At 53.1% G+C, this 13,070-nt stretch carries 13 protein-coding genes; 12 read left to right on the top strand and 1 reads right to left on the bottom strand.

Translation table 11 applies throughout. The annotated features are described in order from the left end of the window. The first annotated feature begins 163 nt into the window (after positions 1 to 163). Together SBO83_RS00715 and SBO83_RS00720 are read left to right on the top strand one after the other, a co-directional pair. Positions 164 to 784: a DUF1007 family protein gene (locus SBO83_RS00715; RefSeq protein WP_396130909.1), complete on the top strand. Its 621-nt coding sequence runs from the start codon at positions 164 to 166 to the stop codon at positions 782 to 784. Then, complete coding sequence (locus tag SBO83_RS00720; protein WP_396130143.1) at positions 775 to 1,794, top strand: HoxN/HupN/NixA family nickel/cobalt transporter; 1,020 nt, start codon at positions 775 to 777, stop codon at positions 1,792 to 1,794. Before SBO83_RS00715 ends, SBO83_RS00720 begins: the two co-directional genes overlap by 10 nt. A gap of 67 nt (positions 1,795 to 1,861) precedes the next feature. Here SBO83_RS00720 and suhB read toward each other — a convergent pair whose 3' ends face one another. Then, a complete protein-coding gene (suhB, locus tag SBO83_RS00725; RefSeq protein WP_034788147.1) occupies positions 1,862 to 2,665 on the bottom strand; it encodes an inositol-1-monophosphatase in 804 nt (267 codons plus the stop codon). A gap of 127 nt (positions 2,666 to 2,792) precedes the next feature. Between suhB and trmJ the strand changes: the two genes are divergently transcribed. From trmJ to ispG, 10 genes are all read left to right on the top strand, one after another. Continuing rightward, complete coding sequence (gene trmJ, locus SBO83_RS00730; RefSeq protein WP_353501226.1) at positions 2,793 to 3,530, top strand: tRNA (cytosine(32)/uridine(32)-2'-O)-methyltransferase TrmJ; 738 nt, start codon at positions 2,793 to 2,795, stop codon at positions 3,528 to 3,530. A gap of 206 nt (positions 3,531 to 3,736) precedes the next feature. Next, positions 3,737 to 4,231, top strand: coding sequence for a Fe-S cluster assembly transcriptional regulator IscR (gene iscR / locus SBO83_RS00735; RefSeq protein ID WP_353501227.1), 495 nt, complete (start codon positions 3,737 to 3,739; stop codon positions 4,229 to 4,231). Between the two features lie 187 nt (positions 4,232 to 4,418). Further along, complete coding sequence (locus SBO83_RS00740; RefSeq protein ID WP_396130144.1) at positions 4,419 to 5,588, top strand: IscS subfamily cysteine desulfurase; 1,170 nt, start codon at positions 4,419 to 4,421, stop codon at positions 5,586 to 5,588. 102 nt (positions 5,589 to 5,690) lie between these two features. Then, positions 5,691 to 7,001: an aminopeptidase PepB gene (gene pepB, locus SBO83_RS00745; protein WP_396130145.1), complete on the top strand. Its 1,311-nt coding sequence runs from the start codon at positions 5,691 to 5,693 to the stop codon at positions 6,999 to 7,001. A gap of 70 nt (positions 7,002 to 7,071) precedes the next feature. Further along, positions 7,072 to 7,932 carry an enhanced serine sensitivity protein SseB gene (gene sseB / locus SBO83_RS00750; protein ID WP_396130146.1) on the top strand — a complete coding sequence of 287 codons (861 nt, stop codon included), beginning with the start codon at positions 7,072 to 7,074 and terminating at the stop codon, positions 7,930 to 7,932. Between the two features lie 176 nt (positions 7,933 to 8,108). Next, the gene (ndk, locus tag SBO83_RS00755) at positions 8,109 to 8,534 is read left to right on the top strand and encodes a nucleoside-diphosphate kinase (RefSeq protein WP_013574367.1); all 426 of its coding nucleotides are present in this window, start codon (positions 8,109 to 8,111) and stop codon (positions 8,532 to 8,534) included. 246 nt (positions 8,535 to 8,780) lie between these two features. Then, positions 8,781 to 9,989 (top strand): bifunctional tRNA (adenosine(37)-C2)-methyltransferase TrmG/ribosomal RNA large subunit methyltransferase RlmN, encoded by a 1,209-nt coding sequence (locus SBO83_RS00760; RefSeq protein ID WP_034788173.1) that lies wholly within the window; start codon positions 8,781 to 8,783, stop codon positions 9,987 to 9,989. 153 nt (positions 9,990 to 10,142) lie between these two features. After that, positions 10,143 to 10,910: a type IV pilus biogenesis/stability protein PilW gene (gene pilW / locus SBO83_RS00765; RefSeq protein WP_353501231.1), complete on the top strand. Its 768-nt coding sequence runs from the start codon at positions 10,143 to 10,145 to the stop codon at positions 10,908 to 10,910. Further along, positions 10,900 to 11,892 carry a cytoskeleton protein RodZ gene (gene rodZ, locus SBO83_RS00770; RefSeq protein ID WP_396130147.1) on the top strand — a complete coding sequence of 331 codons (993 nt, stop codon included), beginning with the start codon at positions 10,900 to 10,902 and terminating at the stop codon, positions 11,890 to 11,892. The genes pilW and rodZ overlap by 11 nt, the downstream gene beginning before the upstream one ends. Positions 11,893 to 11,934: 42 nt before the next feature. Then, the gene (gene ispG, locus SBO83_RS00775; RefSeq protein WP_353501233.1) at positions 11,935 to 13,056 is read left to right on the top strand and encodes a flavodoxin-dependent (E)-4-hydroxy-3-methylbut-2-enyl-diphosphate synthase; all 1,122 of its coding nucleotides are present in this window, start codon (positions 11,935 to 11,937) and stop codon (positions 13,054 to 13,056) included. Positions 13,057 to 13,070: the final 14 nt, after the last annotated feature.

The following is a 13,070-nucleotide window of genomic DNA, read 5'->3' on the forward strand; positions in this document are numbered from 1 at the left end:
GGCTTACAACTCTGATCACAGTTATTTTTCTCATCCGCTTAATTGCACCAGTAAAAACTGTTACTTTGTAACAATTAGCAGCAGGTATTCACTGACTTTACGGGCCTTAACCATGGAAAAGACCTTTATTCGCGCCAGGAACCGGCGTTCTTCCTGCCTGAAAATGAGCTTATTGGCGTGCAGTCTGTCAGTGCCGTTGGCCGTTCAGGCGCATCCGCACAGTTTTATTGATATGCAAACCACGCTGGTGACCAAGGACCAGCAGCTTACCGGCCTGAAAATGGTCTGGACGATGGATGAAATCACCTCGGCGGACCTGCTTTATGACGCGCAGAAAGCCAAATCGGATTCTACCGTGTGGAAGAAACTGGCCGCCGAAGTCATGGCGCGAGTGCTGAGCCAGCACTACTTCACCGACTTCTACCGCGACGGCAAGCCGATTAAATATCTCGATTTGCCGAGTGAATATCAGCTGTCGCGCAAAGGCGATCAGGCGGTGCTGGAGTTTGTCATGCCTTTGGCGACCCCGCAGCCGCTGTCCGGCGCGCCGATGATCTTCTCCACTTTCGACCCAAGCTACTTTGTCGATATGACCTATAAAGATAAAAACGCGCTGCACATCCCGCCGGAGCTGGCACCGAGCTGCAGTCTGGCGCTTTTCACTCCGAAACCTGACGCGTCGCTGCAAAGCTACGCGCTGTCGCTGGATAAGGCCGACGCGCCGCCGGAAGACATGGATTTGGGCCAGCAGTTTGCGCAGAAGGTGACCCTGCAATGTCATTGAATTTGATGGAAAACCGCAAGCGCCACTGGGCGTGGGATCTCTGGCCGCTGGCAGTATTCCTGCTGCTATTGGCCGTCGGCGCGGCCGCCCTGTGGCAATACTGGCCGCGCGTTCTGCTCAACAGCATTATCTGGCAGCGAGAGTTGCATCAGGAGCTGGCCGGTTTGTTGCAACAGGTGAAAGCCAATCCGCAAAAAGCCGGGCTGACATTGATGGGTTTCAGCCTGATCTACGGCATTGTCCACGCTATCGGGCCGGGGCACGGCAAAATCGTCATTACCACCTATTTGGCGACTCACCCCTCGCGGCTGAAAAACAGTTTAAAGCTGACCTTCGCCTCCGCCGTGGTGCAGGGCTTAGTGGCGGTTTTACTGGTAACGCTGATGCTCGGCGTGTTGCAGCTCTCCTCGAGGCAGCTGCATCAAAGCAGCTTCTGGCTGGAGCGGGGGAGTTTCATTCTGGTGATGCTGCTGGGCGTTTTGCTTTGCTGGCGGGCGCTTAAGCGTTGCTACTTCACGTTGAAAAGCCTGAAACCGCGCCGAGGGTTAGCCATTAACAGCCTGCGCCCGCTGGCTGATAACCACGTCCACGATGAGCACTGCGGCTGCGGGCATCAGCATCTGCCGACTGACCAGCAGCTTCAAGCCGGGAGCGACTGGCGCACTCAGGCGACAATTGTGCTGGCTATGGGGCTGCGGCCTTGCTCCGGGGCTATCATGGTGCTGCTTTTTTCCAAGGTGATTGGTGTCTATCTGTGGGGCGTGCTGTCCGCGCTGGTGATGGCGCTCGGCACGTCGATTACCGTTTCGCTGATTGGCTTGCTGGTGTTTTACAGCAGGGCGATGGCGGTGAAGCTGAGTGCCAAACGCACACCTGCCGCGTGGCAGGCCGTGGCGTGGTCGGCGCTGGCGTTGGCGGGAGGCTTAATCTTGCTGTTGGCTGGCGTCCTGCTCTACACCGCGGGCGGTGCTGCGCCAGATGGCGGTATCGGGCCATTTGGCCGTGGCTAACGGCGGAAAATAGGCATAAAAAAACGGACGCGCAGGGCGTCCGTTTTTCATAGCGAGGCGGAAGGAATTAACGCTTCAGGGCTTCGCTCAGTTCTTCACGCATGGTATTCAAAATACCTTTAACAACGCGCGGGTTGCCAGCAACTACGTTGCCTGACAGGTAGTGGTTGTGGCCGCCAACGAAGTCAGTCACCACGCCGCCAGCTTCACGAACCAGCAGTTCGCCACCGGCGAAATCCCAAGGTTTTAGGCCGATTTCGAAGAAACCGTCCACGCGGCCAGCTGCCACGTAAGCCAGGTCCAGCGCAGCAGAACCGGTGCGGCGGAAGTCAGCGCACTCGTTGAACAGCTTGCCCAGCACGTTGATGTAGCTGTTAGCGTGTTGCTTGGATTTGAACGGGAAACCGGTGGCCAGAATGGTGCCATCGAGATCTTTTGCATTGGTGCCGCGCAGGCGATAACCGTTGAGCTGTGCGCCCTGGCCGCGAGTAGCGGTGAACAGTTCGTTACGCATTGGGTCGTAAACTACCGCGACTTCAGTGCGGCCTTTAATGCGCACGGCGATAGAAACAGCAAAGTGAGGGAGACGTTTAACGAAGTTGGTGGTGCCATCCAGTGGGTCGATAATCCATTGTACGTCTTTGTCTTCGCCAGCCAGTTCGCCACATTCTTCACCAATGATGGTGTGTTTTGGGTAGGACTTGCGAATAACGTCAATAATCAGATGCTCAGCATCGCGATCAACGTTGGTAACGAAATCGTTAGTACCTTTCTGAGTGGTTTCGACAGAATCAGGCGTTTCATAGTGTTTGGCAATTAAGTTACCGGCCTTGCGCGCAGCGCGCACGGCGATGGTTAGCATCGGATGCATGGATATCTTCCAACTAGGATGTTAAAGAACGGGAATACGGGAAACGGCGCGCAGTATAGCAGGGGTTCTGAAAATTGACTACCGTTGTGTTAAGCTGCTGTGATTTTCCGCTACGCTTAGAGTCTGTATGCTGCACAATATCCGCATCGTTTTAGTAGAAACGTCCCACACGGGCAATATGGGTTCCACTGCTCGTGCCATGAAAACCATGGGCTTATCGAATTTATATCTGGTAAATCCGTTAGTTAAGCCAGATTCCCAAGCCATTTCTCTGGCCGCCGGTGCCAGTGATGTCATTGGTAACGCCACTATTGTCGACACCCTCGACGAAGCATTGGCCGGTTGTAGCCTAGTGGTTGGCACCAGCGCCCGATCGCGCACCCTGCCTTGGCCGATGCTCGAACCGCGCGAGTGCGGCGAGAAAAGTGCCAAAACCGCAGAAACCGCGCCGGTAGCCTTGGTATTTGGCCGCGAGCGCGTCGGGTTGACCAACGAAGAGCTGCAAAAATGTAACTACCACGTCTGCATTCCCGCTAATCCGGAATACAGCTCGCTGAATTTGGCGATGGCGGTTCAAATTATCGCTTATGAAGTGCGCGTCGCTTACCTTGCTCTGCAAGAGGCGGGCAAACCACAGGTCGAATATGAAGAGCCCCCTTATCCTTTAGTGGATGACCTCGAGCGTTTTTACCAACATTTGGAGCAAACCTTGCTACAAACCGGGTTTATTCGCCAGTCACATCCTGGTCAGGTTATGAGCAAATTGCGCCGATTATTTACCCGTGCGCGTCCTGAATCTCAGGAGCTAAACATCCTTCGTGGCATTTTGACCTCGATCGACAAGCAGCATAAAGACGCGGAATAAGCCTGAAATTAGCAAGGATTACTCATTTTAATCTCTATAAATCAATGGATTGATTTTTCCTAGCGGGCAGCGAAAAAGACGCGCTACCCGTAAGGAATAATACTTGAGTAAATTACTAGGTTAAATAGTTGACTGAAATACTCGGGAATGGCAGACTCGTTTGCATGTTCTACCCCCAACGTATTTTTTCAACAGGTAACCATGCTATGAGACTGACATCCAAAGGCCGTTATGCCGTAACCGCTATGCTTGATGTAGCACTGCATTCACAGGAAGGTCCGGTTCCTTTAGCCGACATTTCCGAACGCCAGGGCATCTCTCTTTCTTATCTGGAACAGCTGTTTTCGCGTTTGCGTAAAAACGGTTTGGTTGCCAGTGTGCGTGGTCCGGGCGGTGGTTATCTGCTGGGTAAAGACGCCAGTGAAATCGCGGTGGGAGCGGTTATTACGGCAGTTGATGAGTCAGTCGACGCCACCCGTTGTCAGGGTAAAGAAGGCTGTCAGAACGGCGAACGTTGCCTGACCCACACCCTGTGGCGCGACCTGAGCGAGCGCATTAGCGGCTTCCTCAACAACATCACGCTGGGTGAATTGGTGAACAACCAAGAGATTCTGGAAGTGGCGGATCGCCAAAATGGTGAAACGCGTCGCCATCCTTCAGGCCGCATCCTGGAAACGATCAATGTGAATTTAAGAGCTTAAGCCCTGCACCAAATGGCTTAAGGTCGAAAATCGCGAAAGGGCTGCCATGGGCAGCCTTTTTTATTCCTGTAGAGAATGTCAGTAGGGCACTATTTTCCTTTTAAGATTCAGCGCAGCCGTTTTAAACTAGCCCTCGTTTTTAACTCTCTCGTTCGCTCTCGAACGTGCAGTACGGAGCATGCCCGCCATGAAATTACCTATTTATCTGGATTATTCAGCCACCACGCCTGTTGACCCGCGGGTAGCCGAGGCCATGATGAAGTGTCTGACCTTTGACGGTACTTTTGGTAATCCAGCATCCCGTTCCCACCGTTTTGGCTGGCAGGCGGAAGAGATTGTCGATGTCGCTCGCAACCAGATTGCCGAACTGATTAATGCCGATCCGCGCGAAGTGGTGTTCACTTCCGGCGCAACCGAGTCCGATAACCTCGCCATTAAAGGCGCGGCGCATGCCTATCGCGACAAAGGTAACCACATTATTACCAGCCAAACCGAACACAAAGCGGTGCTCGATACCTGCTTGCAGCTGGAAAAAGAGGGTTTCGACGTCACCTATCTGGCCCCGAATGCTCAAGGTGTGATCACCCCAGCGGCTATTGAATCCGTACTGCGCGAAGACACAATTTTGGTGTCAATCATGCATGTAAACAATGAGATAGGTGTGATTCAGGATATCGCGGCTATTGGCGAACTCTGCCGCAGTCGTGACATTATCTTCCACGTCGATGCCACCCAAAGCGTCGGCAAGCTGCCGGTAGACCTCAATGAGCTGGCGGTGGATCTTATGTCCTTCTCCGCCCATAAAATCTATGGCCCGAAAGGCATCGGCGGCCTGTATGTTCGCCGCAAACCCAAGGTGCGGATTGAAGCGCAGATCCATGGCGGCGGGCACGAGCGCGGTATGCGTTCCGGGACTCTACCTGTGCATCAGATTGTTGGCATGGGTGAAGCTTTCCGCATTGCTAAAGAGGAGCTGGCCAATGAGGCGCAGCGCCTGCATGCATTGCGTGACCGTCTGTGGCAAGGTATCCAGCAATTAGAGGGCGTGCAGATTAATGGCTCGCCTGAGCATAGCGCGCCAAACATTCTTAACGTCAGTTTCAGCGGCGTTGAGGGCGAGTCGCTGATTATGGCGTTGAAAGATTTGGCCGTTTCTTCTGGCTCTGCCTGTACTTCGGCAAGCCTCGAGCCATCTTATGTTTTACGTGCACTGGGGTTAGGCGAGGATCTGGCTCACAGTTCTCTGCGTTTCTCCCTCGGACGTTATACCACGGCGGAAGAGATAGATTACGCTATCGACCTGATTGTGAAATCAGTCCGTCGTTTACGCGAGCTACCGCCGGTATTCTCGTCTTAAGTGACCCGATCACAGCAACAATGTATTAGAGAACGTCAGGGCTAAACGCCTGTTATTGAAGATAATACTTTCATTGAAAAATAAAAAAGCAGGAGTGCAGTTATGAGTTCCGAAGTCACCACCAATGAATCCATGCCGATTTTCTTGTCTTCTCAGCCTGCCGACGCACGCTGGGGCGAAAAAGCGACATTAAGCACGAATGCCGAAGGCATGACTATTCATCTGACCTCCGACAACCCGCTGGTGACCATTGCCCGCGCAGCTCGCCGTATCGACGGTCAGGGTGTGAAAAACGTAGCGCTGGCCGGTGAAGGCTGGGATCTGGAAAACAGCTGGGCGTTCTGGCAGGGCTTCCGCGGGCCAAAAGGCAGCCGCAACGTTGAGTGGGCTGAACTGTCAGCTGAAGACACTCAAACCCTGAATCAACGTCTGAAAATTATCGACTGGGTTCGCGACACCATCAACCTGCCAGCAGAAGAGTTGGGGCCAGAGCAGTTGGCAACTCGCGCGGTGGATTTGATGTGCGAATTCGGCAATGGCCATGTTAACTATCGCATTACGAAAGGCGACGACCTGCGCCAGCAAAACTACGCGGGTATCCACACCGTGGGCCGTGCTTCAGACCGCGCTCCGGCATTCCTGGCGCTGGATTACAACCCTAGCGGCAATGCCGATGAGCCGGTGTATGCGTGTCTGGTCGGCAAAGGCATCACCTTTGATACCGGCGGCTACAGCCTGAAACCAAGTGCAGGCATGGACTCGATGAAGTCCGACATGGGCGGCGCAGCGACGCTGACGGGTGCTCTGGCACTGGCTGCGGCTAATGGCCTGAACAAGCGCGTTAAGCTGTACCTGTGCTGCGCGGACAACATGGTCAGCGGCAACGCGATGAAGCTGGGCGATATCATTCGCTATCGCAATGGCAAAACTGTTGAAGTGATGAACACCGACGCCGAAGGCCGTCTGGTGCTGGCTGATGGCCTGATCGACGCTTCTGAACAGAATCCAGAGTTGTTGATTGATGCGGCAACTCTGACCGGTGCCGCCAAAATGGCGCTGGGCAACGATTACCACGCACTGTTTAGCTTCGACGATGAGCTGGCCGCTGAGCTGCAAAACAGCGCGAAAGAAGAGTTTGAACCCTTCTGGCGTCTGCCTTTGGCTGAGTTCCACCGTTCATACCTGCCATCTAACTTCGCTGAATTGAACAACATGGGCAGCCCGTCACACACAGCCGGTGCCAGCAACGCAGCGGGCTTCCTGTCCCATTTCGTCAAGAACTACAAAAAAGGCTGGTTGCACATCGACTGTTCAGCCACTTACCGTAAAGGCGCCGTAGACCAATGGGCCGCTGGCGCTACCGGCATCGGGGTGCGTACCGTAGCTAACCTGCTGTTGGCTAAAGCAAAATAAATCAATCGGTAAGATAGAAAGACCCTAGCGGGGCACTGAGAAGTGCCCCGTTTTATCGGAGTGAAACAACATGAGTGTCCCGCACGATCACCTGCCAGCGGCAGCCGCGGCCAATAATGGCGAAAATGAACTTGAGCGTCTGCTGCGCCTTTCCGTGACAGAAGCGGCTTATCGCCCGGCGTTTTACCAGACTCTATTAGAAGCTACTGTCTACGTGCTGGGCGACGCGGGTCAGGAAGAAGAGGGCGCGGGAGAAGTCGCGATCCACGCGGGTAGCGAGTTGAACCTGCTGCATTGGGAAAAGCAGGATGGCACCTCCATCATTCCTCTGTTTTCCTCGCTGGAAGTGCTCGAGCGCGCCAGTGCGGGTGAAAGCCCCGACGAGCAGGCTTTTGTTGCCCTTCCTGCGCGGGTTTTGTTTGAAATGACCCAGGGCGAAGAGCTGTTCCTCAATCCGAAGTCAGAATACGGCAAAGAATTCACCCCAAGTGAAGTGACGCTGCTGCTGAACACTGGCGGTTTGACCGCACCGGCCGAACTGGTGTTGGACAAAGAGAGCCAGATAATGATTGGTCAGCCGGAAGAGTATCCTTCGGCGATGATTGACGCGCTGACCACTTTGTTCAGCCAGAAAAAACCGGTGCGCCGTGCCTTTCTGGCACTGATTCATGACAAAGCCGTGGATGAGCTGCCAAACCTGCTGGTGGGCGTAGAAGCTGATGGTACTGACGCCGAAGTCGACGCGTTAATCCGCGAAGCGGGCAACGTGGCGAGCGAAACCTCGCCAGACGACCAACCGGTTGATTTCTGTATTGTTTCTGAGAAAGAACGCGGCATTAGCCACTATCTGATCAGCCACACTCAGCCTTTCTATCAGCGTAAGTGGGGCAGTTGGCTGCGTAACATTATTCCGTCTTCCGGCAAGGCGTAATGATCATGAAAGTGGGCTTTAGGTTACAGATGTAGTCTCAGCTCACTTTTTTTTAACGAAATGTTGTGATTCGGGTAGGCAAGCGTAACTTCGCCCCCTATAATCGGCGCCATTTTACGGCAGGTATAACATTAAATTAACCGGCCCTACCTATAAGAGTCAGCCAGAGGTTTTTCATGACTATCGAACGTACTTTTTCCATCATCAAGCCAAACTCAGTAGCTAACAACGACATCGGCGCAATCTACGCGCGTTTCGAACGTGCTGGTTTCACCATCATTGCTTCTAAAATGCTGAAACTGACCAAAGAGCAGGCTGAAGGCTTCTACGCAGAACACAAAGGTCGTCCTTTCTTCGACGGTCTGGTTGAGTTCATGACTTCTGGTCCAATCATGGTTCAGGTTCTGGAAGGTGAAAACGCCGTTCAGCGTAACCGTGACATCATGGGCGCAACTAACCCAGACAACGCACTGGCTGGCACTCTGCGTGCTGATTTTGCTGACAGCTTCACTGCTAACGCCGTTCACGGTTCTGATGCAGTTGAATCTGCACAGCGCGAAATCGCTTACTTCTTCACCGAAAGCGAAATCTGCCCGCGTTAAGATTTTCTGGCCGGGCTTTTTTGCCACTGTTCACTCATATGTACAATAAATATGTGAGTGAGACGCAGCAAACATAGCAACCTCGCCTTAAAATTTGTACAATGTTGCGCCCCGAATGAGTCAGTCTCTTCGGGGCGCAAGTATTTTAAATACCAAATATTGAAATACACTACATTGCAGGTCGCCACTCAATGACTCTGCACTTCCCTGACGCCATAACGTGTAACAACGAGGCTAATTCGAATTATGTTTGAAACAAACACGCCTGAGCAAAACTTGTCTGATATGACTGCACAACCGACTCCACAGCCAGCCGATGCAGTGAATACTGTCAAGCCTGACGCTGCCAAAATTAACCTTCTTGACCTTAACCGTAAGCAAATGCGCGAGTTCTTCATCAACATGGGCGAAAAACCGTTCCGTGCTGATCAGGTCATGAAGTGGATGTACCACTATTGCAGCGATGATTTCGAGCAAATGACCGATATCAACAAAGCGCTGCGTGAGAAGCTGGCCCGCGTTGCTGAAATTCGGGCGCCGGAAGTGGCTTCTGAACAACGCTCCACCGATGGCACCATCAAATGGGCTATTCAAGTCGGCGGGCAGTTGGTCGAAACCGTTTATATTCCTGATGGCGATCGCGCCACGCTCTGCGTTTCTTCCCAAGTAGGTTGTGCCCTTGAGTGTACTTTCTGCTCCACGGCGCAGCAGGGCTTCAACCGTAACCTGCGCGTGTCTGAAATCATCGGGCAAGTCTGGCGTGCGGCGAAAATCATTGGTGCCGCCAAGGTTGCCGGGACTCGCCCAATCACCAACGTGGTGATGATGGGGATGGGGGAGCCGCTGCTTAACCTGAACAACGTGGTTCCGGCAATGGAGATCATGTTGGACGATTTCGGTTTCGGTCTGTCAAAACGTCGCGTTACGCTGTCAACATCAGGCGTCGTGCCTGCGCTGGACAAGCTGGGCGACATGATTGACGTCGCGCTGGCTATCTCTCTGCACGCGCCGAATGACACTATTCGCGATGAAATCGTACCGATTAACCGCAAATACAACATTGATACTTTCCTCGCCGCCGTTGAGCGTTACATTGGTAAATCCAATGCTAACCAAGGCCGCGTGACCATTGAGTACGTGATGCTTGACCATATCAACGATGGCACCGAGCACGCGCACGAATTGGCTGAACGCCTAAAGAACACCCCGTGCAAGATCAACCTAATCCCATGGAACCCGTTCCCAGGCGCGCCGTATGGCCGCAGCTCTAACAGCCGTATCGATCGTTTCTCTAAAGTATTGATGGATTATGGATTTACCGTCATTGTGCGTAAGACCCGTGGTGATGATATCGATGCCGCTTGTGGTCAGTTGGCGGGCGATGTTATCGACCGTACTAAACGCACGCTGAAGAAGAAAATGGCCGGTGACGCTATCGCTATTAAAGCCGTCTAAATTCAGCAACCTATCTATAATAGGCGAGTAACTAGTTGTGTTTTCTGGAGCCCGGTCGGCACTTTCGCCGGGCTTAATCTGAACAGCATCTGCTGGAGCCAATAGGCTTCACCAGGATGAAACGTGGTCGGTGGCAGAATAAAGGGATTTAGCATGACGATTAAAACCAGATGGACCAAGGCAATTGCGCTAAGCTTTACAGTCTGCCTGTTGGCGAGCTGTTCCAGTTCTCCCAAGGAGTCTGAGCTCGCCGCGCCGGGCAGTGCTTCACAGACCCGTTTACAGTTGGGCATGGCCTATTTGTCTCAGGGCAATATGGCCAGTGCGAAGCAGAATCTACAGAAAGCAGTGGATAGTGCACCAAACGATTATCGCACCCAGTTAGGCATGGCGCTTTACGAGCAAAAAAACGGCGATAATGGCGCAGCAGAAAGCCGTTATCAGCAGGCATTGAAGCTGGCTCCGCAAAATGGAACTGTGCTTAATAATTACGGTGCGTTTTTGTGTGGTTTAGGGCAGTATGTACCGGCACAACAGCAGTTTAGCGCCGCTGCCAATGTCCCTGATTATGGTCAGGTGGCTGACAGTCTGGAAAACGCAGGCTACTGTTTTCTGAAGGCCAATCAGAATGAGGAAGCACGTGTGTTACTGAGTCGGGCTTTGAAAATTGATCCTGATAAAGGTGCGCCTTTGCTCACTGAGGCAACCAAACAGTTTGGTGAAGGGAACCGCGCTCAGGCGCAAGTGTTGCTCGATGTCTACCAACATGTTCTGCCAGCCAGTGCTGAAAGCCTCATGTTACAAATTCGTTTCGCTGCGTTAGCAAGCAACCCGGTTAGCGTTCAACGCTACGGCAAGCAGCTGGCGCGAAGTTTTCCACAATCCCAACAGTACCAGCAGTTCTTAGCTAATGAATACTGAAGCCTCTCAAGAAAATAAAGCCACAATGACGACGGGCGAACGCCTGCGTCAAGCTCGTGAACAGCTGGGACTTAGTCATCAGGCCGTTGCAGAACGCCTATGCCTGAAAGTCTCGACTATTCGCCAAATTGAAGAAGAAACCACGCCGGCCGACCTCGCGCCGACTTTCCTGCGTGGCTATATTCGCTCGTACGCTAAATTAGTTCACGTTCCTGAAGAAGAGCTTTCAAGCATGATTGGCAAACAAGCGCCAATCAAAGTGCCGAAAGTTGCCTCGATGCAAGGGTTCGCACTCGGTAAATCTCGCAAGAAGCGCGATGGCTGGTTGATGGGCTTTACCTGGCTCGTGGTGTTCGTGGTGATTGGTTTGACTGGTGCGTGGTGGTGGCAAAATCATCAAGCCCAGCAGCAAGAAATCGCCACGATGGCTGACCAGTCAACGGCTCAGCTGAATCAGGACAACGGCCAGGGGCAGTCTATTGCTCTGAATACGGGTGATAACCCAAATTCAGCCCCGGTTGAAACCACGCCAACGCAGGGCACAGCACCTGCTGACGCCACGGCGGGCGCGGCTTCTTCACAGCCAGCTAATTCAGTTCCTTTAGATACGTCTACTGCAGCCAATGCACCGGCCAGCAATACTGAGCAAGCGCCTGCTGCCGTATCGCCAAGCCAGACAGTGGCTCAAAACGGCCTGCCGACGGGAAATGCAGACTCTGCTACCCCAGCGGCCGACGCCGATGCTGTTGCGATGACCTTTAAGTCAGACTGCTGGTTGCAGATTGACGATGCCTCTGGCAAGACTTTGTTCAGCGGCATGAAGAAGGGCGGTGAAACCTTGAGCGTTAAAGGTACTGCGCCTTACAAATTAAAAATCGGGGCACCTGCTGCTGTTGAAATTCAGTATCAAGGTAAGCCGGTTGATTTAAGTCGTTTTATCAAGTCCAGCCGTGTTGCTCGTCTGACTTTGGCTGCCGAATAATCGGCAGCTGTTCAGATTCTTTGCAACTGTGGAGAGTAAGTAATGCATAACCAAGCACCCATCACCCGTCGGAAATCAACCCGGATTTACGTCGGCAAGGTGCCTATCGGTGATGGTGCGCCGATTGCTGTGCAATCAATGACCAACACCCGTACCACCGATGTCGCCGCAACCGTGGCACAGATCAAAGCCCTTGAACGTGTTGGCGTTGATATCGTCCGTGTTTCTGTTCCTACCATGGACGCCGCCGAAGCTTTCAAACTCATCAAGCAGCAGGTTAATGTCCCGCTGGTCGCTGATATCCATTTTGACTACCGTATTGCGCTGCAAGTTGCCGAGTACGGCGTTGACTGCTTACGCATCAACCCGGGTAATATCGGTAATGAATCTCGCATTCGCTCGGTAGTCGATTGCGCGCGCGACAAAAATATCCCGATTCGTATCGGTGTTAACGGCGGCTCGCTCGAGAAAGACATTCAGGAAAAGTACGGCGAACCTACGCCGGAAGCCCTGCTTGAGTCGGCGATGCGCCACGTTGATATCCTTGACCGCCTGAACTTCGACCAGTTTAAAGTCAGCGTGAAAGCTTCCGACGTGTTCCTCGCCGTGCAGTCTTATCGCTTACTCGCCGCGCGCATTGATCAACCTCTGCACCTTGGGATCACCGAGGCGGGTGGCATGCGCAGTGGATCGGTTAAGTCAGCGATCGGCTTAGGTATGCTGCTTTCTGAAGGGATCGGCGACACGCTGCGTATTTCTCTGGCGGCGGATCCGGTGGAAGAAGTTAAAGTTGGCTTCGATATCTTGAAGTCACTGCGCATTCGTTCGCGCGGTATTAACTTTATTGCCTGCCCGACTTGCTCACGTCAGGAGTTTGACGTCATTGGTACCGTGAACGCCTTGGAACAGCGCCTTGAAGATCTGATCACGCCGATGGACGTGTCGATCATTGGCTGCGTGGTTAACGGCCCTGGCGAAGCGCTGGTGTCGACCATTGGTGTGACCGGCGGCCACAACAAGAGCGGTTTCTATGAAGATGGCGTGCGCCAGAAGGATCGTTTCGACAACGAGCAAATGATCGACCAGCTCGAAGCCAAGATCCGCGCCAAAGCAGCCATTATGGATGAGAGTAAACGTATCGTTATCAATCATCTTGAAAAGTAACATCGGTTGCAGGC

Source organism: Ewingella allii, assembly GCF_044430645.1.
Taxonomy (GTDB): domain Bacteria; phylum Pseudomonadota; class Gammaproteobacteria; order Enterobacterales; family Enterobacteriaceae; genus Ewingella; species Ewingella allii.